The sequence below is a fragment of the Stakelama sediminis genome (assembly GCF_014199335.1).
Classification (GTDB): domain Bacteria; phylum Pseudomonadota; class Alphaproteobacteria; order Sphingomonadales; family Sphingomonadaceae; genus Sphingomonas; species Sphingomonas sediminis.
Genome location: NZ_JACIJI010000004.1, coordinates 87,984 through 110,773, shown reverse-complemented (window position 1 = coordinate 110,773; position 22,790 = coordinate 87,984). Strand labels below are relative to the sequence as shown.

26 protein-coding genes and 1 tRNA gene are annotated in these 22,790 nt (G+C 62.2%); 9 read left to right on the top strand and 18 right to left on the bottom strand.

Going from position 1 to position 22,790, the window contains the following annotated elements; translation table 11 throughout:
- Positions 1–42: 42 nt before the first annotated feature.
- Together FHR23_RS11545 and msrB are read left to right on the top strand one after the other, a co-directional pair.
- Positions 43–1,284, top strand: a complete 1,242-nt coding sequence (locus tag FHR23_RS11545) for a cytochrome P450 (protein ID WP_184004110.1) — start codon at positions 43–45, stop codon at positions 1,282–1,284.
- Between the two features lie 84 nt (positions 1,285–1,368).
- Positions 1,369–1,854 carry a peptide-methionine (R)-S-oxide reductase MsrB gene (gene msrB / locus FHR23_RS11540; protein WP_184004108.1) on the top strand — a complete coding sequence of 162 codons (486 nt, stop codon included), beginning with the start codon at positions 1,369–1,371 and terminating at the stop codon, positions 1,852–1,854.
- A 90-nt stretch (positions 1,855–1,944) separates the two neighbouring features.
- Here the strand turns inward: msrB and FHR23_RS11535 are convergent, their stop codons facing one another.
- Together FHR23_RS11535 and FHR23_RS11530 are read right to left on the bottom strand one after the other, a co-directional pair.
- Entirely contained in the window at positions 1,945–2,499 is a 555-nt protein-coding gene (locus FHR23_RS11535) for a CHAP domain-containing protein (RefSeq protein ID WP_184004106.1), read from the bottom strand.
- 122 nt (positions 2,500–2,621) lie between these two features.
- The gene (locus tag FHR23_RS11530; protein ID WP_184004104.1) at positions 2,622–4,562 is read right to left on the bottom strand and encodes a M1 family metallopeptidase; all 1,941 of its coding nucleotides are present in this window, start codon (positions 4,560–4,562) and stop codon (positions 2,622–2,624) included.
- Between the two features lie 109 nt (positions 4,563–4,671).
- Between FHR23_RS11530 and FHR23_RS11525 the strand changes: the two genes are divergently transcribed.
- Positions 4,672–5,127 (top strand): hypothetical protein, encoded by a 456-nt coding sequence (locus tag FHR23_RS11525; RefSeq protein WP_184004102.1) that lies wholly within the window; start codon positions 4,672–4,674, stop codon positions 5,125–5,127.
- A 210-nt stretch (positions 5,128–5,337) separates the two neighbouring features.
- Positions 5,338–5,889 carry a hypothetical protein gene (locus FHR23_RS11520; protein ID WP_184004100.1) on the top strand — a complete coding sequence of 184 codons (552 nt, stop codon included), beginning with the start codon at positions 5,338–5,340 and terminating at the stop codon, positions 5,887–5,889.
- A 103-nt stretch (positions 5,890–5,992) separates the two neighbouring features.
- Here FHR23_RS11520 and FHR23_RS11515 read toward each other — a convergent pair whose 3' ends face one another.
- The 5 genes from FHR23_RS11515 to ypfJ form a co-directional block, all read right to left on the bottom strand.
- Positions 5,993–6,721, bottom strand: a complete 729-nt coding sequence (locus FHR23_RS11515; protein ID WP_184004098.1) for an extensin-like domain-containing protein — start codon at positions 6,719–6,721, stop codon at positions 5,993–5,995.
- Positions 6,718–7,470, bottom strand: a complete 753-nt coding sequence (locus FHR23_RS11510) for an NUDIX hydrolase (protein WP_184004096.1) — start codon at positions 7,468–7,470, stop codon at positions 6,718–6,720. The genes FHR23_RS11515 and FHR23_RS11510 overlap by 4 nt, the downstream gene beginning before the upstream one ends.
- Positions 7,471–7,511: 41 nt before the next feature.
- Entirely contained in the window at positions 7,512–7,643 is a 132-nt protein-coding gene (locus tag FHR23_RS11505; protein WP_184004094.1) for an entericidin A/B family lipoprotein, read from the bottom strand.
- Positions 7,644–7,755: 112 nt separating this feature from the next.
- Positions 7,756–7,831 (bottom strand) — tRNA-Ala (locus FHR23_RS11500).
- A gap of 101 nt (positions 7,832–7,932) precedes the next feature.
- Positions 7,933–8,844, bottom strand: coding sequence for a KPN_02809 family neutral zinc metallopeptidase (gene ypfJ / locus FHR23_RS11495; protein WP_184004092.1), 912 nt, complete (start codon positions 8,842–8,844; stop codon positions 7,933–7,935).
- 117 nt (positions 8,845–8,961) lie between these two features.
- Here ypfJ and FHR23_RS11490 point away from each other — a divergent pair, with 117 nt between their 5' ends.
- From FHR23_RS11490 to FHR23_RS11480, 3 genes are read left to right on the top strand one after another with little or no spacing between them, the layout of a single operon-like run.
- Positions 8,962–10,104 (top strand): patatin-like phospholipase family protein, encoded by a 1,143-nt coding sequence (locus tag FHR23_RS11490; RefSeq protein WP_184004090.1) that lies wholly within the window; start codon positions 8,962–8,964, stop codon positions 10,102–10,104.
- 14 nt (positions 10,105–10,118) lie between these two features.
- The gene (locus FHR23_RS11485; RefSeq protein ID WP_184004088.1) at positions 10,119–10,904 is read left to right on the top strand and encodes a 3-hydroxybutyrate dehydrogenase; all 786 of its coding nucleotides are present in this window, start codon (positions 10,119–10,121) and stop codon (positions 10,902–10,904) included.
- 58 nt (positions 10,905–10,962) lie between these two features.
- Positions 10,963–12,288 carry an amidohydrolase gene (locus FHR23_RS11480; RefSeq protein ID WP_221227507.1) on the top strand — a complete coding sequence of 442 codons (1,326 nt, stop codon included), beginning with the start codon at positions 10,963–10,965 and terminating at the stop codon, positions 12,286–12,288.
- Positions 12,289–12,296: 8 nt separating this feature from the next.
- Here the strand turns inward: FHR23_RS11480 and FHR23_RS11475 are convergent, their stop codons facing one another.
- The 3 genes from FHR23_RS11475 to FHR23_RS11465 all read right to left on the bottom strand — a co-directional run bounded on the left by FHR23_RS11475 (position 12,297) and on the right by FHR23_RS11465 (position 14,351).
- Positions 12,297–13,259: a cation diffusion facilitator family transporter gene (locus FHR23_RS11475; protein WP_184004084.1), complete on the bottom strand. Its 963-nt coding sequence runs from the start codon at positions 13,257–13,259 to the stop codon at positions 12,297–12,299.
- A gap of 39 nt (positions 13,260–13,298) precedes the next feature.
- Positions 13,299–13,487 (bottom strand): hypothetical protein, encoded by a 189-nt coding sequence (locus FHR23_RS11470; RefSeq protein ID WP_184004082.1) that lies wholly within the window; start codon positions 13,485–13,487, stop codon positions 13,299–13,301.
- Between the two features lie 117 nt (positions 13,488–13,604).
- A complete protein-coding gene (locus FHR23_RS11465) occupies positions 13,605–14,351 on the bottom strand; it encodes a Bax inhibitor-1/YccA family protein (protein WP_184004080.1) in 747 nt (248 codons plus the stop codon).
- A 118-nt stretch (positions 14,352–14,469) separates the two neighbouring features.
- On the opposite strand from FHR23_RS11465, the gene thpR reads away from it, so the two are divergent.
- Positions 14,470–15,012 (top strand): RNA 2',3'-cyclic phosphodiesterase, encoded by a 543-nt coding sequence (thpR, locus tag FHR23_RS11460; RefSeq protein WP_184004078.1) that lies wholly within the window; start codon positions 14,470–14,472, stop codon positions 15,010–15,012.
- A gap of 93 nt (positions 15,013–15,105) precedes the next feature.
- On the opposite strand, the gene FHR23_RS11455 is transcribed toward thpR, so the two are convergent.
- The 3 genes from FHR23_RS11455 to glmU form a co-directional block, all read right to left on the bottom strand.
- Complete coding sequence (locus FHR23_RS11455; RefSeq protein ID WP_221227506.1) at positions 15,106–15,498, bottom strand: hypothetical protein; 393 nt, start codon at positions 15,496–15,498, stop codon at positions 15,106–15,108.
- Between the two features lie 106 nt (positions 15,499–15,604).
- Positions 15,605–17,428 (bottom strand): glutamine--fructose-6-phosphate transaminase (isomerizing), encoded by a 1,824-nt coding sequence (gene glmS / locus FHR23_RS11450; protein ID WP_184004074.1) that lies wholly within the window; start codon positions 17,426–17,428, stop codon positions 15,605–15,607.
- 134 nt (positions 17,429–17,562) lie between these two features.
- The gene (gene glmU / locus FHR23_RS11445; protein WP_184004401.1) at positions 17,563–18,927 is read right to left on the bottom strand and encodes a bifunctional UDP-N-acetylglucosamine diphosphorylase/glucosamine-1-phosphate N-acetyltransferase GlmU; all 1,365 of its coding nucleotides are present in this window, start codon (positions 18,925–18,927) and stop codon (positions 17,563–17,565) included.
- A gap of 74 nt (positions 18,928–19,001) precedes the next feature.
- Here glmU and gph point away from each other — a divergent pair, with 74 nt between their 5' ends.
- A complete protein-coding gene (gene gph, locus FHR23_RS11440; RefSeq protein WP_184004072.1) occupies positions 19,002–19,673 on the top strand; it encodes a phosphoglycolate phosphatase in 672 nt (223 codons plus the stop codon).
- Between the two features lie 6 nt (positions 19,674–19,679).
- Here the strand turns inward: gph and FHR23_RS11435 are convergent, their stop codons facing one another.
- From FHR23_RS11435 to FHR23_RS11415, 5 genes are read right to left on the bottom strand one after another with little or no spacing between them, the layout of a single operon-like run.
- Positions 19,680–20,093, bottom strand: a complete 414-nt coding sequence (locus FHR23_RS11435) for a hypothetical protein (protein WP_184004070.1) — start codon at positions 20,091–20,093, stop codon at positions 19,680–19,682.
- A gap of 53 nt (positions 20,094–20,146) precedes the next feature.
- The gene (locus tag FHR23_RS11430; protein WP_184004068.1) at positions 20,147–21,151 is read right to left on the bottom strand and encodes a nucleotidyltransferase domain-containing protein; all 1,005 of its coding nucleotides are present in this window, start codon (positions 21,149–21,151) and stop codon (positions 20,147–20,149) included.
- Complete coding sequence (locus FHR23_RS11425) at positions 21,148–22,011, bottom strand: HprK-related kinase A (RefSeq protein ID WP_184004066.1); 864 nt, start codon at positions 22,009–22,011, stop codon at positions 21,148–21,150. The genes FHR23_RS11430 and FHR23_RS11425 overlap by 4 nt, the downstream gene beginning before the upstream one ends.
- Positions 22,008–22,277, bottom strand: coding sequence for an HPr-rel-A system PqqD family peptide chaperone (locus FHR23_RS11420; protein WP_343043120.1), 270 nt, complete (start codon positions 22,275–22,277; stop codon positions 22,008–22,010). The genes FHR23_RS11425 and FHR23_RS11420 overlap by 4 nt, the downstream gene beginning before the upstream one ends.
- An 18-nt stretch (positions 22,278–22,295) precedes the next feature.
- Positions 22,296–22,703, bottom strand: a complete 408-nt coding sequence (locus FHR23_RS11415) for a hypothetical protein (RefSeq protein WP_184004064.1) — start codon at positions 22,701–22,703, stop codon at positions 22,296–22,298.
- Between the last annotated feature and the right edge of the window lie 87 nt (positions 22,704–22,790).

Genomic DNA, 22,790 nt, shown 5'->3' with positions numbered 1-22,790 from the left:
CAATACGTCGTCTCCTCTTCGCAAATATACCGGAGAGGAACCATGGCAACTTCCGTGGACGCGCCAGCATCGCCTGCGGCCGTCGATCCGCTCGACGTCAGCCGCCCCGAATTGTATCGCGACGATTGCTGGCAGGAACCCTTTGCCCGCCTGCGTGCCGAAGCGCCGGTCTATCGCTGCGAGCATAGCGATTTCGGCCCGTACTGGTCCGTCTCGACCTATCGTCCGATTGTCGAGATCGAATCGCTTCCCGACATCTATTCCTCCGAAGCGGGCGGCATCGTGCTCGCCGATGTCGAGCCGGAAGCGGATGTCAAACTGCCGATGTTCATCGCCATGGACCGGCCAAAGCATACCGGCCAGCGCCGTACCGTAGCGCCTGCCTTCACACCTAGCGAAATGGCGCGGATGAGCGCCGACATCCGCCGCCGCACCGCCGAGATTCTCGACGAGCTGCCCGTCGGCAAGGGATTCGACTGGGTCGACCGGGTATCGATCGAGCTGACCACCCAGATGCTCGCCATCCTGTTCGATTTTCCCTGGGAGGACCGGCGCAAGCTGACCTTCTGGTCCGACTGGGCGGGCGATATCGAACTGGTGAAGACCCCCGAACTGCGCCAGCAGCGGCTGGAACATATGTTCGAATGCGGCGCCTATTTCCAGAATCTGTGGAACCGGAAAATCGGCAAGGAGCCGACCCCCGATCTGATCAGCATGATGATCCATTCCAACGCGATGAGCCACATGGATCAGTATGAATTCCTCGGCAATCTGATCCTGCTGATCGTCGGCGGCAACGATACCACGCGCAATTCCATGTCCGCCTATGCCTGGGGCCTGAACCAGTATCCCGACGAACGCGCAAAGCTGGAGGCAAACCCCGATCTCATCCCCAATGCGGTGAGTGAGATCATCCGCTGGCAGACGCCGCTTGCCCATATGCGCCGCACCGCGACGCAAGATGCCGAACTGATGGGACAGCATATCCGCGAAGGCGACAAGCTGGCGCTTTGGTATATCTCCGCCAATCGCGATGAGAGCGTGTTCGGGCCGGATGCCGACCGGATCGTCGTCGATCGCCCCAACGCACGACGGCATCTGTCCTTCGGCCACGGCATCCATCGCTGCGTCGGTGCGCGGCTGGCGGAACTACAGGTCGGCATTCTGCTGGAGGAAATGGCGAAGCGGCGATTGCGCGTGAACGTCACCGGCGAACCGACCCGCGTCGCGGCCTGTTTCGTCCACGGCTATCGCAGCCTGCCGGCGGAACTCAGTCGCTATTGACGGAAAAACTGCACAGCAGGTGCAACTTTTTACGGGTTTCGTTCGAATCTTGCGCAGGAGTATCTTTCAGTCGGGACCATCGCCATGCACAGCAATCGTCGCCAGTTTCTCGCCTATAGCGCCATCGGTACCGCCATGCTCGCCACCGGATTCGGCAGCACCGCCGCAAGCGCCAGAAAGCGCTATCCCGTCGCCCTGACCGATGCGCAATGGAAGAAACGGCTGACCGCCGAGCAATATTACATTCTGCGCAAGGCCGGGACGGAGCGTCCCTTTTCCAGCCCGCTCGACAAAAATTATGCAAAAGGCACCTATTTCTGCGCCGGGTGCCATCAGCCGCTCTATTCGTCAAAAACCAAATATGACAGCCACACCGGCTGGCCGAGTTTCTGGGCGCATCTGAACGGCGCGGTGCTGACCGGGCGCGACACCTCGCTCGGCATGGTGCGTACCGAGGCGCATTGCAGCCGCTGCGGCGGGCATCTGGGCCATGTATTCAACGACGGCCCGCCGCCGACCGGCAAACGCTGGTGCATGAACGGGGCGGCTATGCTCTTCAAAAAGACGTGAAACGCAAAAGGGCCGCTTCCCTCATGATCGGGAAACGGCCCTTCGGTCTTTCATGCACTGCTGCCAATGGGGCGGCGGCAATGCCGTATATCAGTCGTGAAACGCCATGGCGTGTTCGCGGTCCAGCCCGTTATCCAGAACCGGCTTGTCGGCATAGTTCGTGCCGTCGGCCACCTGCTGTGAATCGGGGCCCGCATCCGGATAGATGAAACCGTTGACCGGATAGGTGGTCGAACCCAGCGCGTCGATCGGGCCGTACCAGACCTTTACTTCGCTCCAGTCGTTGTCCGGCGATACGTCGACGGCGCGGACATTATATTCGATCTTGCCGCGCACCGACCAGTTGGCGTGCGTCAGGCGGACTTCGCGGTTGGAGACGATTTCGGAAACGACCGCGACATGGCCCAGCTTCATCTTGCCGACCGGCGCGAAGGACATGACCGCACCGACTTCCGGAGCATCACCGCGCTGATACAGGCCCTTGGCCTTGTTCCACCAGGTCAGCGCGTTTCCGTGGATATCGACACCGGAAACTTCACGCGCGAACGGAACACACTGCCAGAACTTGGCTTGGGCCGGCACGATGGTGGCCAGGCAAAGCGATCCCACCAGCGCGAAACGCGCTGCAAAACGTCCAAAATTCATGAACCCCCCACGGCTCTGAAATTATCTGATGCCCCCTGCTAAGCAGACTGCGCCGTGGGTTGGAACCCCTGCACACCGTTCATCGGAACCTTTTACGACGAAATGTGTTTCGCAGACGATGACTAGTCCGTAACGGCTTTCCAATCGAGGATCTGATCCACCGTTCCGGACGTTACAGAATGGTATCCGGGACGCGCCTTGGCATAAATTTGCCGCGCAATCCGATTCCCCCACGCGCCCTGATCGGCGAGTTCCCGGAAAAGCGGTGCCACGAATTTGCGCCTTCCCTGAGATGTCAGGAACTGCTGCGCCGACGCCACCGCAGGCTGATAGCGATTGCCGAGTGCGAGCATCAGCCATGCAAAGCGCACTTCGCTGTTACCGGTTTGCGAAAAATGAAACCGGCCATCCAGCGCCTGTAGCCGTTCGTGCGGCAGCATGCGCGGCAACTGGTTCAGGAAGCGCACGCGTTCCTGCGTGGTCACATCGTCGGGCACCGATGCAATCAGGCCGCCGTTGGCGAAATCCTGCGCCGCCATATCCATCGCCTTGAACGCCTGGGAATGGACATGCACGGCATTCGCCGGAATGCCCGGCTGATACGCCCATTGATCCAGCCCGATCCGGCTCGCCGTTTCCGGATCATCCTTGAAAAGATGGGCGCGAATATCCTTCAGGAAACCGGCAGTCGTCTGCGGCTCGAATGCATGGCGGTCGAAATAGCCGCGCAGATAGCGGTCGAACCGCTCCCGCCCCACCGCCGCCTCGATCGTGCGCAGGAAGGTCGCCCCCTTGTCATAGGCGATGCCGCTCATCCCGTCGTCCGGGTCGACATCGGGACCAAGGTTCAGGTGCAGTTGTGTCATCGGCGACTGCGGACCGCCTGCTTCATTCACTGCCTGCATCATGTCCGACCAGGCAAGGTCCGCCTCCATCGCCGCGCGCTCGCGGCCATAGAGTTTTTCCATGATCCGGTTCTCAAAATAACTGGTGAAGCCTTCATTGAGCCAGAAATCATTCCATGTCGCATTGGTGACCAGATTACCCGACCAGCTATGCGCCAGTTCATGCGCGATCAGGCTGACCAGACTGCGGTCGCCCGCAATCGCGGTCGGCGTGACGAAAGTCAGACGCGGATTTTCCATCCCGCCAAAGGGGAAGCTGGGCGGCAGCACCAGCAGGTCATAGCGGCCCCAGCGATAGGGGCCGTACAGGCTTTCCGCCGCATCGACGAATTTCTCCAGCCCCGCAAACTCATAGGCCGCCTTGTCGAGCATCGCCGGTTCAGTCCAGATACCGGTGCGCGGCCCCGTCGCCTGAAATTTCAGGTCGCCGACCGCAAGCGCGATCAGATACGGTGCGACCGGCTTGTCCATACGAAAGCGGAAACGGCGGCGATTGCCCGCCACAGCCTCCCCCTCCGGCGTCAGCATCTCCGCGCTCATCACTGCGGTCAGCGGTTCGGGTACGGTAATCGACGCATCCCAGGTCTGGCGAATGCCGGGGCTGTCCTGGGTCGGTATCCAGCTACGGTTGAGGATCGGCTCTCCCTGACTGAACAGATAGGGATATTGTTTTCCCGCAGTCTGTTCGGGGGTCAGCCATTGCAGCGCCACCGCGCCGGGCGACGTCTGATAGGTGATCCGTACCTGCCGCGTATTGTCGAGCGCGACCGTCAGCGGCGCGCCATGCATACTGTCCTGTGCGCCGAGCTTCCACGGCAGCACCTTACCATGCCCGTCAGTCACCGACGCGATCTGCAAGTCCTTCGTATCGAGAACGATCCGCCGCGCGCCCTGCGCTGCCTGCACGTCCAGCGTCGCCGTTCCGCGCAACACATGGGCGCTGAAATCCGCCGCCAGATCCAGCGCGACATGCGTGACCCGCGCCTGTGACGGCACGGCATAGCTGTGCACGTCCTCCGCATCCTGTGTTTCCAGCACCGGCGAAACGGCCGGTGCGGACTCGTCGGTCTGTTCCGAAATGGACTGCTGACTCGACGCGCCGGAACACGCCGCCAGCGCGCCCGCCAGCATAGCGGCGCTGATCTTTTTCACTGTCATGAACGTTAACTACCTGAAAACCCCTGAACCATGGATGGATGGTAGCCAGATCCCGCCGCATCGGTAAAGGCATCTCGTCAAATCCCCGTTGCTTCCCTAGAAGTGGGGTATGCGCATCCTGTTTCCCGCACTTTTGCTGCTGCTTTCCGCCTGCAACAATGTTCAGCCGATCGGCAACGATACCGACACCGTTCAGGGTAATTTCGCCGACACCACCCTGTCGCCCGGCACGCGACCGATACGCATCGGCGAAAACGGCCCCGGCTTTGCCGCCTGCGCGATCAACGGTACCGTTGCGACCCTGCCCGACAACGGCACGTTGCCGCTGCGCACCGCGCCGTTCAGCGACGCAAAGCAGATCGCCGTGCTGCAACCGGGCCGCAAACTGTTCATCTGCACCCGCTCGATGGATCAGCGCTGGCTGGGTGTCGTCGTCCGCCCCGCAACAGGAGAACCGGATCAGGATTGCGGCGTTTCGGCACGACTGGACAGCCCGCGCGACTATGCCGGCCCCTGCGCCTCCGGCTGGGTCGCCAATGCCTTTGTGCAGTTCACGGCGGATTAGGCCCGGCAGTTACAGCCGAAACCAACTGTTGCGCAAAAACCGCGCACCACTATCGGATTGATGCGCCTCACTCGGTTCATCGCAACCTTTGTTGCATCGCAGCACCTTTTATGGTCCGATGTTGAATGCCGGACGACGGACGGTTCAGCATTCTGTTAACCAGTTTCGTCCATAGTATCCGGCAGGCTATACCGGGGGGTGGAGCAGGTTATGAGTTCTCGAATGAAACCAGCGGAAGGCGCCATGACGCTTGCTGAAATGAAGGAGTTTGCAAGCTTCAGCGCAGCGACCCAGCGCTATATCCGCAGGTCGCTCGATATCGGTCTGGATCGCGACGATGCGCTGGAACGCTGGTCGCGCGACGTGGTGGAAGCGGCCAGCATCCGTGCTCAGGCCCGCATCTATGACCGCCTTCCCGATCTGCGCGCGATCATTCCCGACGACAGCGGCCTGGATGCCATCGAGCCGTTCATGGCGCCGCTGATCACCGTTTCCGCATTCGATCTGGGACAGGGTCGGTTAACCACCTTTTCGGCCTATCGCTTTCTGTATGAGCGGCTGGTCGGGGCAGAGGTCCGGCCATGGCTTCCTGCGGCGTTCTGCGCGGCGGCGGCTTTACCGCACCTTCATCCGGACCTGCGGCGCAAGTTGCTGCAATCGATCAGCGAAGCCGCCGCGACGGCGGCAGGCTGGTCGGGTCGGCAACCCGCCTTCTTCCCTGCCTGGGTGGAGAAGGTCGATGCCAACGCCTTGCCGAACTAGAGCGGTTTAGGGCAAGCCAGTCCTGAGAGTCTGTTTGGAAGTTCGCATTTCAGGCGAATTTCCATGTACGGTATCGGGCCGGTGCCGGTTTCTCAGATGAACTCTAACGACATACACGACCACCAAACGCTCCGCGTCTGGCCTGATCGAGGTGGAGGTGATCGTGATGCGCCCGATTATAGTCGGGCGACAGCACGGTCGAAAACAGGCCGCATGCCCCGTCGCGCACGGTGTGCAGAAATTGTGCCTTCACGCCCTTCCCGCCCCAGTCACCCGTGACCGTGATCCGCGTGCCGTCCTTCAGCACGAACCCCGCCACGTCGATCGCATCGGCGGTGGCATGTTTGCTCCACGGGCCGGTGGCGCGGCCATAGAGACGACGGCAGCTATAGGTTCCATAGTGAAGCATGCGCCCGACCGGACTGCCGAAATAGCGTTGCGCGGCTGGTTGCAGCACATTCCATTGCCACATCAGCAATCCGGCTGCGACCGGGCAGGACATCCGCGCTTCGGATGGTGAAAGGGCGATAGCATCCGGGCCACCGGGATGCAGGCGCACGCCGTCCGCATAGCTGCATCCTCCCTTACCCGCAGGGGAAAGGGCAGAGTAGCGGACACCCGCCTTGTCCAGCAGCGCCCGACATTCGGCGAAATCCGTATCCAGCGCCGCCAGTTTCCGACCGGTGAACAATCCGGTATGCTGGCCAAGGTCGAGCGGCGTCCATGGTACGTCCTGCGGCCGATTGCGTAGGAACGCGTACAACGCGAACCCGATCGCCAGCAACATCAGTATCCCCGCCAGTCCCTTGATCGCCCTGCGCAGGAGGATCATCCGCGCCGCACCCGCTCCAGCCGCTCGGCCGTTACCGGATAGCCAAGATCGTCGGGAATGCAGAGATAGGCGCCGTCCTCCCGGCTTTCCTGCCAGGGCGTGATCGTGCGCACCGGATGGGCATGGGCGTCCGCAACCGCATCGGCGTGGCTGTCGAACAAAGCCAGCCGTTCCAGATTGCGGCGGGTCGGATAAATAACCGAAAGCTGTTTCCGATCCGCCGCCGCCAGTGCATCTTTTGCGCTGGTCCAGAACAGCCGGACCGTCTCACTGCCATCCGCTTGCGGATTTTGTGCCGTCTCGCCTGGCAATTTGGTAATGAAGAAATGCGTATCGAAAACCCGGCTTAGCTCAAGGTCGGGACGCCAGCGTGCAAACGGCGTCAGCGCCGAAAGGTCGATATGGGCATCGTGCGCAAGCACTTCGCCCAGCGGTGCACCATCAAGGAGTTTTGCCCGCATCCCGGCAATTTCACCCTGCGAGAGCAACGGCGTTATCGCAGGGGCAAGCCCCGCTTCCTCAATCGTCTCGCGGATAGCGGCGATACGTGCAGCCGCATCGGACATTTGCGGCGCGAGAATTTCCGCCAGCGCATGATCGCCCGGATCGATACGCCCGCCCGGAAACACCGCAGCACCCGCGGCAAACGCCATGGTCCGGGCCCGCTCCACCATCAGCAGGTGCGGCGGCGCCTGCCCCCGCTCCCGCATAAGGATCAGGGTTGCAGCCGGTATCGCGTTGTCGGTCATAGCTATTGTGGAAAAGCGCTTACCCCGGCAAGGTTCCGGGCTTACTTCGCCTTGTTCGCCGTCTTCGCCACGGTGTTTCCGGCCGAAGCGACATCCTTGCCGACTCCTTCCACGGTGTTGCAGGCCGCCAGCGCAAAGGCGCCGGTGAGCAGTATGACGGTAAGGACGCGCATTCCTTCATTCTCCATCTGAAACGACCCGCCTTCTCTACCTGTTGACGGGAGCGAGGCAAGGCGGATTTATCCAACGCAGGCAGCGCTGAAACAATGCTGAAAACTAAGGGAATGGTGGAGCCGAGGGGAGTCGAACCCCTGACCTCTGCAGTGCGATTGCAGCGCTCTCCCAACTGAGCTACGGCCCCATCCGGTTCCCGGACCTGGCCGGGGATCGCTCCATTACCCACAGTTTCGGGCCGATGCAACCATGATTGCGTCAGGCCCGCGGCCTGTCGCGCCGGGCGGTTCAGATATCGCCGGAGAAGGTGTCGCAGGCGCGCGGATCGCCCCTGTTCAGCCCGGTACGCAGCCATTTCATCCGCTGCTGCGAGGTGCCGTGGGTAAAGCTGTCGGGCATCACCCTGCCCTGCGCCTCACGCTGCAGGGTGTCGTCACCGATGGCGTTGGCCGCACGCATCCCCTCTTCGACATCGCCGGGATCGAGCCGGTCGCGATTCTGCGCCGCCCATACCCCGGCATAGCAATCCGCTTGTAATTCCAGTCGTACCGACAACCGGTTGCCCTGCACCGCGTTCAGCCGTTGCTGCTCATCATGCACCTGACCCGAAGTGCCCAGCAAATCCTGAACGTGATGGCCCATTTCGTGCGCGATGACATAAGCCTGCGCAAAATCGCCGCCCGCGCCATAGCGCGATTTGAGTTCGTCGAAAAAGCTGGTGTCGAGATATACGCCGTCATCGGCAGGACAATAAAACGGCCCCATTGCCGATTGCGCGGCGCCACAACCCGACTGCGCGCCGCCGCGATAGAAATTGATCGTCGCGGGCGTATAGCGCGGCCAGCCCGGTTCCTTTGCGAACAACGCTTCCCACGTCATGTCCGTCGATTGCATCACGCGGCAGGCGAACAGTTCTTCCGCCGTGTCGCACGCTTTCGGCGCGCCGCCTGTCGCCTGCTGCTGCCCGACGGATGCCGGACCGACGCCCTGCATGGCATCCTGCGTCCCGCCACCGCCGCCCATCACGAACCAGCCGATCGCGACGACGGCCAGAATGATAATCGTCCCCGCTCCCATTTTTCGACCGAGCAACATCGGCAGAAGCGACAGCAGCAGATTGCCGCCGCCTCCGCGACCTGCGCGCCCGCCCGAACCTAGGTCACGCGCATTTCGGGTGGGATCGAGATCGTCGAGGCGCATGGAATTCTCCCGTCCGCAGGCAGTGTCGCAGACATCATGCGTCATGTTCACGTCATAATATAGTTTTTTTGCCGCCGCTGCTTGATGCAGCGCACAACAAGCGCCACTTGCTTGGTCATGGCCGATATGGAACCCCGCTCGCGCCGGCACAGCCGCGATGCCCTGCCGCTTCCCGATTGTGTTGCACTGGTTCTGCAAGGCGGCGGCGCGCTGGGTTCCTTTCAGGGCGGCGTGATTGAGGCGCTGGCGGATATCGACGTTTCGGTCGACTGGGTCGCCGGCATCTCCATCGGTGCGATCAACGCGGCTATCTTTGCCGGAAACCCAGCCGAACGCCGGGTGGAACGGCTGGAAACATTCTGGGAAACCGTCACGGCGGCGCTCCCCAGTTTCCCCCTGCCGCCACAGGATATTTTCCGCGAAATCGCGCATGAATGGTCGGCGGGCATGGTGCTCGGCACTGGCGTCCCCGGCTTTTTCGCGCCGCGCCCCTTCCCGCCGATGCTCAGCCCGCCGGGCACCTGCGACGCGCTCAGCTTTTACGACAGCGCACCGCTGGTCGAAACGCTGGACAAGCTGGTCGATTGGGACTTGCTCAATGACGGCCCGGTCCGGCTGTCGGTCGGCGCGGTCGATATCGAGTCGGGCAATTTCCGCTATTTCGACACGCATGAGATGCGCCTCGACGCACGCCATATCATGGCGTCGGGCGCACTTCCCCCTGGACTACCGCCGGTCGAAATTGACGGGCGATATTACTGGGACGGCGGGCTGGTTTCGAACACCCCGCTTTCCCATGTTCTCGACAATCAGGATGCACCTATGCTGGTGCTTCAGGTGGATCTGTTTTCCGCCAATGCCGATATGCCGCGCACAATCATGGATGTGATGGCCCGGGAAAAGGAAATTCGCTTTTCCAGCCGTACCCGGCAGGTGTCGACCGAACGGCTGAAACTGCGCCAGGAACGCGAAGCGATCCGCAAGGTACTCGACAAGCTGCCTCCCGATCTTGCCGACGATCCCGACGTTGTCGCCCTGCGCGCACAGGCACAGGAACGGCCCGTCAGCATCGTCCAGCTCATCTATCGCGCCAATGCCTGGGAGGGCGGTAGCCGCGATTTCGAATTTTCCGCGCGCACCATGAACGAACACTGGATGGCCGGGCACACCGCCGTGCGCGAAACCATGCAGAATGCACGACTGCTCGCCAGCAATATACTGGACGGCCATACTGCCGCCTTCGACCTGACCCGCCGCTGACAAAGGAGAATGCAATGTTTCTGAAGGGCAAGAGCGTCATCGTCACCGGATCGACTTCCGGCATCGGCCTCGCCTACGCCAAGGCGTTCGCGGCTGAGGGCGCGGCGGTGATGATCAACGGATTCGGCGATGAGGATGCGATCGAAAAGGAACGCGCCGCGCTGGCCAACACCAGCGGAGCCAAGGCGCTGTATGATGCCGCCGACATGACCAAGCCGGACGAGATCGAGGCAATGGTCAAACGCTGTCATGACGAACTGGGCGGCCCCGATATCATCGTCAACAATGCCGGCATCCAGCATGTCGCGAAGATCGAGGATTTCCCGCCCGAAAAATTTGAAGCGATCATCAAGATCAACCTGACCTCGGCCTGGTACATGATGCGCGCGGCCGTGCCTTATATGAAGAAAAAGGGCTGGGGCCGCATCCTGTCCACCGCATCTGCGCACAGCCTGGTCGCCAGCCCCAACAAGACCGCCTATATCATGGCCAAGCACGGCATTGCCGGTCTGACCAAGACGGTTGCGCTGGAAACCGCGACCGACGGCATCACCGTCAACTGCATTTCGCCGGGCTATGTCTGGACGCCGCTGGTCGAAAAGCAGATTCCCGATACCATGTCCTCGCGCAACATGACGCGCGAGCAGGTGATGAACGACGTTCTGCTGGAAGCGCAGCCGACCAAGGAATTCGTCCAGCCGGAGGAAGTCGCCGCGCTTGCCGTTTTCCTGTGTCGCGATGAAGCCAAGGCGATCACCGGCGCCAACTATTCCATCGACGGCGGCTGGACAGCGGCATAAACCTCTTGCCAATTCTCCCCCTGAGCGTCGAAACTGACCTGCCCAGGGGGAGATGAAAATGATCCGTTCACTATTGCTGGCAGGCGCGGCTGCCGCACTCTCCATTGGTGCTCCTGCAAGTGCCGATGAAGTTCATGACGCCACGACCGAAGAGATGCCGTCGCTGCTGACGCTCTACAAGGATCTGCACGCGCATCCGGAACTCAGCCTGCATGAGAACGCCACCGCGGCGAAGCTGGCTGCGGCTGCGCGTGCAGCCGGTTTTACCGTGACCGAACATGTCGGCGGCACCGGCGTCGTTGCGGTGCTGAAAAATGGCGACGGGCCGACGCTGATGATCCGCACCGACATGGACGCGCTGCCGGTGACCGAAGAAACCGGCCTGCCTTACGCATCGAAGGTTCGCACCACGACCGCAACCGGGGTGGAAACCGGCGTCATGCACGCCTGCGGCCATGACACCCATATGGCGACCTGGGTCGGCACGCTGCGTAATCTGGCGGCGATGAAGGATGACTGGTCGGGAACGCTGGTGATGGTCGCCCAGCCTGCGGAGGAAATCGGCAAGGGCGCACGCATGATGCTGGCCGACGGCCTCTTCACGCGATTCCCCAAGCCGGATTTCGCCCTCGCCTTTCATGATGCGGCGAATATGCCTGCGGGCACCATCGGCATTCATTCGGGCTATGCGCTCGCCAATGTCGATTCCGTCGATATCGTGGTGAAGGGCATCGGCGGACATGGCGCCTATCCCAACGCGACCAAGGATCCGATCGTGCTCGCGTCGCGAATTGTCGGCACGTTACAGACGCTGGTCAGCCGGGAAACAGACCCGCAATCGCCCGCCGTGGTGACCGTCGGCAGCTTTCAGGCCGGCGCCACGCACAATGTCATTCCGGACAAGGCGACGCTGCTGCTCACCGTGCGCAGTTATAGTGACGAGACGCGCAAAAAGCTGCTCGACGGCATTGCCCGCATCGCCCGTGGCGAGGCGGTGGCAGCCGGGATGCCGAAGGACAAGATGCCGGTGGTGACGGTGAAGGACGATTATACGCCCGCCACCTACAATACCGAGCCTTTGTCGGGGGAGATGATGCTCCTGTTCGCCAAACGCTTCGGCGACGACCATGTCATGCAGATTCCAGCCACCATGGGCGGAGAGGATTTCGGCCAATATTATCGCGCCGACAAATCCATGCAGAGCCTGATCTTCATGGTCGGCGGCGTACCGAAAACGCAGTGGGAGGCGTTCAAGAAGGGGGAACTGGAACTGCCGCCTCTACATAGTGCGCACTGGGCACCCGATGCCGTCGCGGTCATCAGCACCGCCACCGAGGCGATGACGGCCGCCGCACTCGATATCCTGAAGAAGCAGAAGAAATAGACCGATTTCTATAGCCCGTCGCCCTCCTCCCGGCTGGCGACGGCGTCCTCCTTCTTTTCCGGGCGGATATAGATGGAGGATAGTCTGGGCATATCGTGACGCAGGCGCTGTTCGATTGTTTCGATCAGCGTTTCCGCCTCTCCCATGGCCAGCGCATCGTCGAAATCGGCGCTGACCGCGACGAAGATCGTTTCGGGCGATGTATGGATGGTACGCACGTGATTGACGCCGGAAATGCCGGGATGGGCCGCGACAATGCGCCGGATCGCCTCAATCACTTCCGGATCGGCAGGTTCGCCGATCAGCAGCCCTTTCGCTTCGCGCGCCAGCAGGATCGCCACCAGCCCCAGGATGCCGCCGATGACGATAGAGGCGATCCCATCCATCCATGGCGCGTTGAAATAATGGCTTGCCCAGACACCGATTGCCGCCACCGCCAGTCCGGCCAGCGCGGCGCTGTCTTCGAACAGGACGATGAAGCTGCTGGGGTCTTTCGAATCGCGGATGGCACCCCACCAGCTACTTCTGCCCTTGGCCTGCGCAAACTCCCGAACCGCGACGGTCCAGCTACTGCCTTCCATCAGCGCGGCAACGCCCAGCACGATATAGTTGATGAGCGGATCGCGCAGCGCCTCCGGCTCCTGCACATGCACCCAGCCTTCATAGATGGAGAAGCCCGCACCGATCGCGAAAATCAGGATCGCGACGACGAAACTCCAGAAATAGAGTTCGCGGCCATAGCCGAAGGGGCGGCTGCTGTCAGGCGGGCGTTTGGCACGATGCTCGCCATAGAGCATCAGCACCTGATTGCCGCTGTCGACGACCGAGTGAAATCCCTCGGTCAGCATGGACGACGAGCCGGTTATCCCGGCTGCCACGAATTTGGCGACGGCAATGCCCAGATTTGCCGCCAGCGCGGCGTAGAGCACAATATGCTCGCGCCAGCCCTGCGGCGTGCCCCCGTCCGTCATTTAACCGCCCCTGTGTTTAGCCCGATGCCTCTTTCGCGCTCAATCCCCCGACTTGTGCACCGGCTGTGTGCTCGCCGGAGGATCGGACGCATCCATCGACTCGTTCAGTTCCTCGTCGAGGTCGCGCTGCTCCTGCTCCTTGTCCGCCGCATCCGGTTCGGGCGGCGTGACGGAAATGCTGTCGGTCGCACGTTCGTCGATCACCTGTTCGCGTTTGTCGTCTGCCATATCGGTTCTCCCGTTGTTGCAGAGTCAACGGCCCGCGCAGTGCGGCGTTCCCGACAAATGCGAAAGGCCCGGCAGGTTTCCCCGCCGGACCTCAGCTCCCACGCTCAAAAGGCGCGATCAGTTACGGCCGTTACCCATCAGGCGCAGCAGGAACAGGAACATGTTGATGAAGTCGAGATAGAGGTTCAGCGCCCCCATGATCACGACCTTGCCCATCATGTCCGTACCCGCGACATGGGCATACATGCTCTTGATCTTCTGCGTGTCATAGGCGGTCAGCCCTGCGAAAATCAGCACTCCGGCGAACGAAATCACCAGGTTCAGCGTGCTCGACTGCACGAACAGATTGATCAGCATCGCCACGATCAGGCCGACCAGCCCCATGATGAGGAAGGTACCCATCGCCGACAGGTCTTTCTTCGTGGTGTAGCCATAGAGGCTAAGCCCCGCGAAACCGGCGGCGGTCGCGAAGAATGCCTGCGCGATCGACGTGCCCGAATAGACGAGGAAAATCGTCGACAGCGACAATCCCATCAGCACCGCGAACGCCCAATAGAGCATTTGCAGGGTCGAGGTTTGCATCCGCGCCTGACCGAAGCTCATCGCAAACACGATCGCCAGCGGCGACAGCATGATAACCCATTTCAGGATACCGCCATGGATGAACACCTGCGCGGCGGGCGAGGTGATGCCGCCCATCGAAAACAGCATCGCGACGATGCCGGTGAGCAGGACGCCGGAGGCCATATAATTATAGACCGAAAGCATGTAGGACCGCAGCCCCGCGTCGTACGCTTGCGCTTGTGCGCCAGCGCCCGTCGCAAATCGAGCGGCGGTCGTCCGGGGATCAGACCAGTTAGCCATCATAAACTCCTTTGCCCGGCAACGATGCCGGATAAAGCGAATATCGCGATTAGTTCGCAGTTTTTCAAGCAAAACCGGATCGAATTTCCAGCCATGAAGGGTTAAGGATTACCGGGTTATGCATCGTCTTTTTGTCGGACTGCGCCCGCCCGCCGCGATGCGCGACCTGCTGATGCCGCTGATGGCCGGTATCGACCATGCGCGCTGGCAGTCGCCCGAGCAACTGCACATTACCCTGCGCTTCATCGGTGAAGCGGAGCGTCCGCTGGCCGAGGATATCGCCCTGGCACTGGGCAATGTGCGCTTTCCCGCGCTCGATCTGGCACTTGCGGGCGTCGGACAATTCGACAGCAAGGGCCGTCCCAATGCCGTCTGGGCAGGTCTGGCCCCGCATGACGCCATCACGCAGCTGCATCGCAAGATCGACCGGGCGCTGGTACGACTGGGGCTGGAACCGGAACGCCGCGCCTATCTTCCGCATATCACGCTGGCGCGCCTCAACCGCAGCGCCGGGCCGGTCGACCGGTTTCTCGCCGAAGCTTCACCGCTTACCTCGCCACCGATACGCTTCACCCACTTCCTGCTCTACGAAAGCACGCTGGGCAGCGAAGGCGCCAGCTACGAAGCGGTCGCCCGCTATCCACTGGAGGACAGCGACTAACGCGCCACCGCAACACGCAGCCCGTTTCTCGGCGCCCAAATCGTCATCCCAGCGCAAGCTGGGATGACGTGTTTTGGTCAACGAATCAGCGGTTTATCGTTTTGAGCGCAAAAATTGCCCTGCAGGTCCGATGGATGAAACAATAAGAAGCAATGCGCCAGCAAGAAAAGGTCTGATAATAATGCTCCAGAACAATGCCTTCGTAGTCATGGCATCATGAGAAAATCCATCACTTGCCATTAACCAGTATATGAGAATCAATCCCAATAAAAATGATAGAATAGAAGCTATTCTGGCTCGAAAAATTCCTACGAAAAATGCAATAATAACGCTTGAATACAAAATGCCGATAAAATCCCCCGCGTGAGATTGATCGCTATTTTGGATGAAAAGACTGATAGCCGCGCCTTGGACAAAACTCGCAACACCCCAAGCGAAAAGGACGGTGAAAATTAGTGCTTCGAATATTCGCCTTCCTGTCGACATTTTCCTCTCCCGCAGCGAAGCAATCTCCGGCCAATGCAGGAGATTGCTTCGTCCGGCTATGCCGGACTCGCAATGACGAACGCAACGATCAGGTAGCGCGCCTCCGTCACTCCACCGTGACGCTCTTGGCCAGGTTGCGCGGCTGATCGACATCGGTGCCCTTGGCCACCGCGACGTGATAGGCGAGCAACTGCACCGGCACGGCATAGACCAGCGGCGCGATCAGCGGATGGACCTTGGGCATGGTGATGGTGGCCAGACACCCGTCGCCCGCCGCCTGAATGCCGTCATAGTCGGAAATCAGCACCACCTTGCCGCCGCGCGCCTGCACCTCCTGCATATTGCTGACGGTTTTTTCGAACAGCGGCCCCGACGGCGCGATGACGATGACGGGGACGTTTTCGTCGATCAGCGCGATCGGTCCGTGCTTCATCTCGCCCGCAGCATAGCCCTCGGCATGGATATAGCTGATTTCCTTGAGCTTCAGCGCCCCTTCCAGCGCGAGCGGATAATCGGTGCCGCGCCCCAGATAGAGCACGTCGCGCGCACCCGCGATGGTACCCGCCATCGCCTCGATCGATTCGTCATAGGCAAGGGCCGCGTTGAGCGCGGCGGGCGCTTCGGCAAGATGCTTGACGACCGCCTTTTCCTCCGCAGGCGACAGCTTGCCCTTGGCCCGCGCCAGATTGGCGGCGAGCGCTGCCAGCACCGCAAGCTGGCAGGTAAAGGCCTTGGTCGAAGCGACCCCGATTTCCGGCCCGGCATGGGTGGGCAGCAACAGGTCGGCCTCGCGCGCCATGGTGCTGGTCGGCACGTTGACGACGGCGGCGATCTTCTGACCCTCTTCCTTGGCATGGCGCAGCGCTGCGAGCGTGTCGGCGGTTTCCCCCGACTGGCTGATGACGATCATCAGCCCGCCATCCTCCATCACCGGCGCGCGATAGCGAAACTCGCTGGCGACATCGATATCGACGGGCACGCGCGCGAACTGTTCGAACCAGTATTTTGCGACCATTCCGGCGTAAAAGCTGGTGCCGCACGCGACGATGGTCACGCGGCTGATCGTATCGAGATCGAAATTGGGCACGGGCAGCGTCACCCGGTCTTCCAGCCGTTGCAGATAGCTGCGCAGCGTCTGGGCGACGACGATCGGCTGCTCGTAAATCTCCTTCTGCATGAAGTGGCGGTGATTGCCCTTGTCGATCAGCGCGCCGGTGACGCCCGAAATGGTGATCGGGCGTTCGACCGGATTATTGTCCTTGTCGAAAATCTCCGCGCCGTCTCGCGTCGCGATCACCCAGTCGCCTTCTTCCAGATAGGAAATTTTCTGGGTCAGCGGTGCCAGCGCCAGCGCATCCGACCCCAGATAGGTCTCGCCATCGCCATAGCCGACGACCAGCGGCGACCCCAGCCGCGCGCCGATCAGCATGTCGGGATGCTGACGGAACAGAATGGCGAGCGCGAACGCCCCGTGCAGACGCGGCAGCACCTCTTTGACCGCATCGGCGGGCGACATACCGCCCTCGACCTTTTCGCTCACCAGATGGGCGACGACTTCGGTATCGGTTTCGCTGTCGAAATGGCGGCCACGACCCTGCAATTCCTCGCGCAGCGCCTTGAAATTTTCGATAATGCCGTTGTGGACCAGCGCGACTTCCTTCGTCGCATGCGGGTGCGCGTTGCTGGTGGTCGGCGCACCATGCGTGGCCCAGCGGGTATGCGCGATGCCGACATGCCCCGGCAGCGGTTCGCCATGCACTTCGCGGACCAGATTGGCGAGCTTGCCCTCCGCCCGGCGACGTTCGAGCACGCCGTCATGGATGGTGCAGACCCCGGCGGAGTCATAGCCGCGATATTCCAGCCGCTTGAGCCCGTCGACCAGCCGGTCCGCCACGTCTTCGTTACTGATGATGCCAACAATGCCACACATGAATGCGTGCTACCTTTCGACCCGTGAAGATTGCGTCAAAACGCTATGCAACAGCATGGAAATACATAACAGGGGCTGAACGCTTCCGCCTGCAAAAACGCAGCCACAGGAACATAGCGCACCCCCTTGATCCGTCACCCCTTCTTACGCGCCAGCATCCGTTCGCGAAAGCGTTTGGCCCAGCCGGGTTTCGCCTCCTGCGGCGGACGGACAAGGCACAGCGCATCGGCCTCCACATCGCGCGTCACCACTGATCCGGCGGCAACCAGCGCGCCGTCGCCGATGGTGACGGGTGCGACCAGCGCGGAGTTGGAGCCGATAAACGCCCCCTCCCCGATCACCGTCCGGTATTTGAAATAGCCGTCATAATTGCAGGTGATGGTACCCGCGCCGATATTCGCACCCGCGCCGACCTGCGCATCGCCCAGATAAGTCAGGTGGCTTGCCTTCGCGCCCTTGCCCAGCACCGCCTTTTTCATCTCGACGAAGTTGCCGACCTTCGCATCTTCCTCCAGCACCGCGCCGGGGCGCAGCCGGGCATAGGGACCGACCGAGGCACCGCCGGCGACGCGCGCGCCCTCCAGATGACTGAAGGCGTGGAGGACGACATGATCGGCAACCTCCACACCGGGGCCGAACACCACATTGGGTTCGATCACCACATCGCGGCCGACCTGCGTGTCATAGGCGAACCACACCGTTTCCGGTGCGATCAGAGTCGCACCATCGGCCATCGCCTGCGCCCGGCGCGCCTGTTGCCAGCGATGCTCGGCATAAGCGAGCTCGGCACGGCTGTTGATGCCGATAACCTCATCCGCATCGGTTTCGATCACCTGCGCCCGGTCGCCGTCGGCCAGCGCCAGCATGACGATATCGGGCAGATAATATTCGCCCGCCGCATTGTCATTGCCGACCCGGTCGAGCAGCGGCCACAAATCGGCGGCGCGCACCGCGGTGACGCCCGAATTGCATAGCGTGACGGCCCGTTCTGCGGCATTCGCATCCTTAAATTCGACCATCTTGGCAATCGCGCCCTCATCGTCCGCGATGATCCGGCCATAGGCCTTGGCATCATCGGGGCGGAAGCCCAGCACGGCGATACGCGGTGCGCCCTCCCCCTCCAGCGCACCGGCCAGCCGGGTAATGGTTTCGGGTTTCAGGAACGGCGTATCGCCGAACGCGACGATCACCGTGCCGTCGAAACCGGTCAGCGCGTCCTTCGCCATCTGCGTGGCGTGCGCGGTGCCGAGTTGTTCGGACTGAAGCGCCAGATCGACGTTGCGCTCCGCCACCGCCGCCTCGATCTGTTCGCGTGCCGAGCCGATAACGACCACGCGCTTCGCCGCACCCGCCGCATCGAAACTGTCGATCAGGTGGAGCAGCATCGGTCGCCCGGCAATGGGATGCAGCACCTTGTGCAGATCGGACTTCATCCGCGTGCCCTTTCCGGCGGCAAGGATGATCGCGGCAATCGGCGTGGACGGCATCATGGTCTCCATCAGGCGGTGTGAGCGGCCCGTGCCTGCCACGATATGGTTGCCATTTCCACAAGCTTGCGGGCAAAGACGGCGCCATGTCCGACTTTCCCTTCGCCATCATCGGCTTCGACCTTGACGGAACACTGGTGGATAGCAGCGGCGACCTGACCAGTTCGGTCAATATCGCGCTTGCCGAACTGGGCCGCGCCCCGGTGTCACGCGAACAGGTGCTGACCTTTATCGGCGGCGGATCGCCCCGGATGCTGCGCCGCGCGCTGGAGGCAACCGGCGGATGTCCCAATACCGGCTTCGACGCGCTCTACGACAGGATGATCGACTATTACGCAGCGCATATCGCGTTGGAGACGCACGCCTTTCCCGGTGTGGAAACGGCCCTCGATACGCTGGCAGCACGCGGGGTGACACTGGCCGTGGTCACCAACAAACCCGAACACCTCGCCGACAAGTTGCTACGCGAACTGGGCCTGCGCGACCGCTTCGCCTGCCTGATCGGCGGCGATTCGCTGGGCGAGGGCAAACGCAAACCCGACCGCGCGCCGATTGACGCGATGGTCGAACGCTGCGGCGGCGGCAAGGCGGCATTTGTCGGCGATTCGGACTTCGACACCCGCGCCGCGCGCAATGCGGGCGTGCCATGCGTGGCGGTCAGCTTCGGCTTTGCCCATGGCCCGGTCGCGGAACTGGGTGCCGACGCGGTAATCGACCGCTATGCCGACCTGATACCTGTGCTCGAACGCTTGAGTTGAAGCCGCTCAGTTCTCGATCAGCGCATTGGAATTGACGTTGTACCCGTATAGCGCCGCCTTGTGGTCGGTGATGTGATAGACGAAGGTTTCGTTCGCTTCGCCGCGCGCATATTTGGCGTGATAGTTGAGGGTGATCAGGTGGCGGCCATTGTTCCAGGCATCGTTCCACCCCTGCGTCTCGCCCGACTGAAACGCGCCCAGCTTGCGATGGACGGCATCGAGCAGCTTGACGAAATCGCCCTGGCTGGTGGCGGCCTTCATCCCCGGCGCGGTCGCCTTGTAGATCGCTTCCGACTGTCCGGCATTCAGCATGGCGTGAAACTGCTTCGTCGCCTGTTCGGCCACGGGCACATCTTTGCCCATGCTGCATGCGGCCAGCGCCCCGGCCATGACGAGCGCCGCAAAACCCCGAAACTGCATATCCTTACCCCCTGTTTCGGCCGAGATTGCCGCCGATTTGCACGTAAGTCCAGTCAGTTCGGGCGATGGCCCTTGCGCCACTTGGTCCACAAATGCCGGGCCAGCATCGCGGGCGGCATCCGCAACCAGTGCGAGCGGATGAAAAAGCCGTGCTCGACCCATTTGGGCCGCACCTGCCCCCAGCCGTCGCGGGCGAGCAGGCGCTTCTTGAACAGCGCATCGACACTGTCGCGGGTGCGCCAGTCCTGCGGAATCGCGGTACCGTACAACGCATTGGCCAGCCTTGCCGCACGCCGGACATGGCGGTGCAGACCGTGCAGGCGGGCACGCTCCTCCAGCCCCTGCGTGCCGAACCCGCTCAACATGCAGTGAATGTCCCACAGGTTGCGCATCCCGCCCGCCAGATCGCCATCGGCCAGCAGATGCGCGACCGCGTGACAGATCATGTCCTGCGGATTGAGGACGCGCAGCCCGTTTGCCAACGTCACGCTGTCGCGGATCATCGCATCGGCATCGGGCGTAATCTGCGCGGTCAGCGGCAGGATGGTGTGATGCACGTCGATCATCCGGTCGCGTTCGCGATGGATCAGCGGCGGCAGTTCGTGCATCCATTGCCGGTAATAGGCATCGTCATAGGGATCGGGCTTCACCCATTCCCAGCCCGCCTCGATCAGCGCATGTTCAACCGTTTCGATCCGGTCGCGCGGGACGAGGATGTCGAGATCGCCGATCATCCGCCCCTGCCCCGCGCTCATATCGGCGGCGACATAGGCGGTGCCCTTCAGCAGCACGACCGGCACGTTGAGAGTGACAAGCGCGCGACGGCACGCCTCCGCCTCCCACAATGCCAATATGCGCCCCTGATCGGTGGATGCACGCGCGTCGGTCAGGATGCGCTGCGCCGCTTCCGAGATGCCCTGTCCATCGAGCCGATGGGCCAGCGTGCCGATCAACTGCTCCGCCCGCGCCGCGGCGATCAGCGCGTTCCACGTCGGCGCATCATATCCGGTCGCCTGCGCCGGATCGCGCAGCGTGGCAGCGAGCAGCGCACCGCTCATACGATCTCGCTCCACAACCGCTCGACCATCGCCAGTGCGGTTTCGGTGTCGGGATAGTCGATGGCGCGGGCGGGGGTGTTCTTTACCAAACTGGTGAGTACGTCAAATCCCGTTTCACCCATTGCGACAAAATTGGTCGATGCCTGAGTCAACCGCACAAATGCCTCCCCCGGCAGCACCGGCCGCTCATCGGCGGCATGGCCGAAACCGGGGAACAGGATCAGCGCCGGTTTCGCGGGATCGCGCATCGCCTGAATCGCGCGCGCATGGGGGACAAGATGGCGGATATCGCCCTTCGGCGTGTCGGGTTGCAGCGGCCCGAACCGGCCATCGGGACACGCTGCCTCCATCACCCCGATCGCCTGATTTTTCAGGCTGATCAGCCGGGGAAAGCCATGCACCAGCCCGGTCGCGGGGTCGACCAGCGCGAATTCGTCGCCCATCAGCCGCCAGCCGCGCGTCATCAGCAGTGCGGCCAGCGTCGATTTGCCCGCGCCCGACATACCCGTCATCACCAGCGCGCGGCCGTCACGCTCGACCGCAGAGGCGTGGAGCAGCAGATAGCGCCGCTGGGCGAGCGCCATTTGCAGGTTCATTCCCATTTCGGCGGCCAGCAACCCCAGCCGCAGCGGCAACGGTGCTGCGTCGGGCAGGTAATAATCGCCGCCGATCATTACCGAGGGCCGCACGAAACGCCGCCAGAACCGCGCCGCGAACAGCCGCACGCTGAAATCGGGAATATCGTCGTCGGGTTTGGGATAGTCGCGATACAGATGCTCAAGCGCGGCCACGGGCGCGCGCCAGTCGGAACCGACGCGAAAGCCCACCGGCCCGATCCGTACCGCAAACACATGCCTCATGCGCGCTCGACCAGCCCCGCTTCCTCCAGTTCGGCCAGCCGCGCCGTCAGCGCCCCGGCCTCGCCATCGGCCAGATCGTACTGCGCCGCCAGCCGGTCAAGCAACTGCTGAACCGTCGCGTCCCCCTGTTCCAGCGCGGTCAGGATTTCGGGCACCGGCGACGCAACCAGATGCGTGCGCCCGGATGCACGGTGATAAATGGCAGTCATGGTGTCGAGCGGCTCCAGCCGCATCGTGTCAGGCGCCGCCGCGCGATAGCGTACCACGCCCACGCGCCCGCACCGTCAGCCGCGCGGCATTTGCAGCGAGGCGAAGCAGGTAAAGCCGCTATTCCCCGACTGAAGCCGGCGGATATACTTCATATAGGCCTGATTGGACTCATAGGTCGTCCCCGGCAATTGCCCGCCGTGCAGCGCGCGCTTCACATCCTCGCCCTTGAAGGGCATTGGCGGCGGCGGGAAGGCTCCCGGCGTTCCGGCAGGCACCAGCGACCCGTCGGGCGCGACATAGCTGCCTGCTCGCCCCGGATCGGGCACGGGAATTTCACAGGTCGAAACCGACGCGGCGGTCTGCGCCAGCGCCGGACGGATCGAAACGACCGCCGCGGTGCCGACGGCACCCAGCATCAATGCCCGGCGACGGTCAAGCTGCGGCCCGGTGGGCGGCGTTTGCGGCGTGCGGTCTTCTTCCATAATGCCATCATTCTGCCCCGAAACGGGTTTCGCAATGGTAAAAGACAGTTAAAGCCATCAAACGGCTCTACCGTTTATCCCCGTTCT

Coding starts and splice junctions, on each gene's coding strand:
- FHR23_RS11475 (WP_184004084.1), bottom strand. CDS start 13,259: ATGACGGACGGGGGCACGCCGCAGGGCTGGCGCGAGCATATTGTGCTC.
- FHR23_RS11520 (WP_184004100.1), top strand. CDS start 5,338: ATGAGTTCTCGAATGAAACCAGCGGAAGGCGCCATGACGCTTGCTGAA.
- FHR23_RS11480 (WP_221227507.1), top strand. CDS start 10,963: ATGATCCGTTCACTATTGCTGGCAGGCGCGGCTGCCGCACTCTCCATT.
- FHR23_RS11485 (WP_184004088.1), top strand. CDS start 10,119: ATGTTTCTGAAGGGCAAGAGCGTCATCGTCACCGGATCGACTTCCGGC.
- ypfJ (WP_184004092.1), bottom strand. CDS start 8,844: ATGCGCCTCGACGATCTCGATCCCACCCGAAATGCGCGTGACCTAGGT.
- FHR23_RS11545 (WP_184004110.1), top strand. CDS start 43: ATGGCAACTTCCGTGGACGCGCCAGCATCGCCTGCGGCCGTCGATCCG.
- FHR23_RS11425 (WP_184004066.1), bottom strand. CDS start 22,011: ATGAGGCATGTGTTTGCGGTACGGATCGGGCCGGTGGGCTTTCGCGTC.
- FHR23_RS11510 (WP_184004096.1), bottom strand. CDS start 7,470: ATGACCGACAACGCGATACCGGCTGCAACCCTGATCCTTATGCGGGAG.
- FHR23_RS11515 (WP_184004098.1), bottom strand. CDS start 6,721: ATGATCCTCCTGCGCAGGGCGATCAAGGGACTGGCGGGGATACTGATG.
- FHR23_RS11490 (WP_184004090.1), top strand. CDS start 8,962: ATGGCCGATATGGAACCCCGCTCGCGCCGGCACAGCCGCGATGCCCTG.
- thpR (WP_184004078.1), top strand. CDS start 14,470: ATGCATCGTCTTTTTGTCGGACTGCGCCCGCCCGCCGCGATGCGCGAC.
- FHR23_RS11465 (WP_184004080.1), bottom strand. CDS start 14,351: ATGGCTAACTGGTCTGATCCCCGGACGACCGCCGCTCGATTTGCGACG.
- FHR23_RS11430 (WP_184004068.1), bottom strand. CDS start 21,151: ATGAGCGGTGCGCTGCTCGCTGCCACGCTGCGCGATCCGGCGCAGGCG.
- FHR23_RS11470 (WP_184004082.1), bottom strand. CDS start 13,487: ATGGCAGACGACAAACGCGAACAGGTGATCGACGAACGTGCGACCGAC.
- FHR23_RS11525 (WP_184004102.1), top strand. CDS start 4,672: ATGCGCATCCTGTTTCCCGCACTTTTGCTGCTGCTTTCCGCCTGCAAC.
- FHR23_RS11455 (WP_221227506.1), bottom strand. CDS start 15,498: ATGTCGACAGGAAGGCGAATATTCGAAGCACTAATTTTCACCGTCCTT.
- FHR23_RS11505 (WP_184004094.1), bottom strand. CDS start 7,643: ATGCGCGTCCTTACCGTCATACTGCTCACCGGCGCCTTTGCGCTGGCG.
- msrB (WP_184004108.1), top strand. CDS start 1,369: ATGCACAGCAATCGTCGCCAGTTTCTCGCCTATAGCGCCATCGGTACC.
- FHR23_RS11435 (WP_184004070.1), bottom strand. CDS start 20,093: ATGCAGTTTCGGGGTTTTGCGGCGCTCGTCATGGCCGGGGCGCTGGCC.
- gph (WP_184004072.1), top strand. CDS start 19,002: ATGTCCGACTTTCCCTTCGCCATCATCGGCTTCGACCTTGACGGAACA.
- FHR23_RS11535 (WP_184004106.1), bottom strand. CDS start 2,499: ATGAATTTTGGACGTTTTGCAGCGCGTTTCGCGCTGGTGGGATCGCTT.
- FHR23_RS11530 (WP_184004104.1), bottom strand. CDS start 4,562: ATGACAGTGAAAAAGATCAGCGCCGCTATGCTGGCGGGCGCGCTGGCG.
- glmU (WP_184004401.1), bottom strand. CDS start 18,927: ATGGAGACCATGATGCCGTCCACGCCGATTGCCGCGATCATCCTTGCC.
- glmS (WP_184004074.1), bottom strand. CDS start 17,428: ATGTGTGGCATTGTTGGCATCATCAGTAACGAAGACGTGGCGGACCGG.
- FHR23_RS11415 (WP_184004064.1), bottom strand. CDS start 22,703: ATGGAAGAAGACCGCACGCCGCAAACGCCGCCCACCGGGCCGCAGCTT.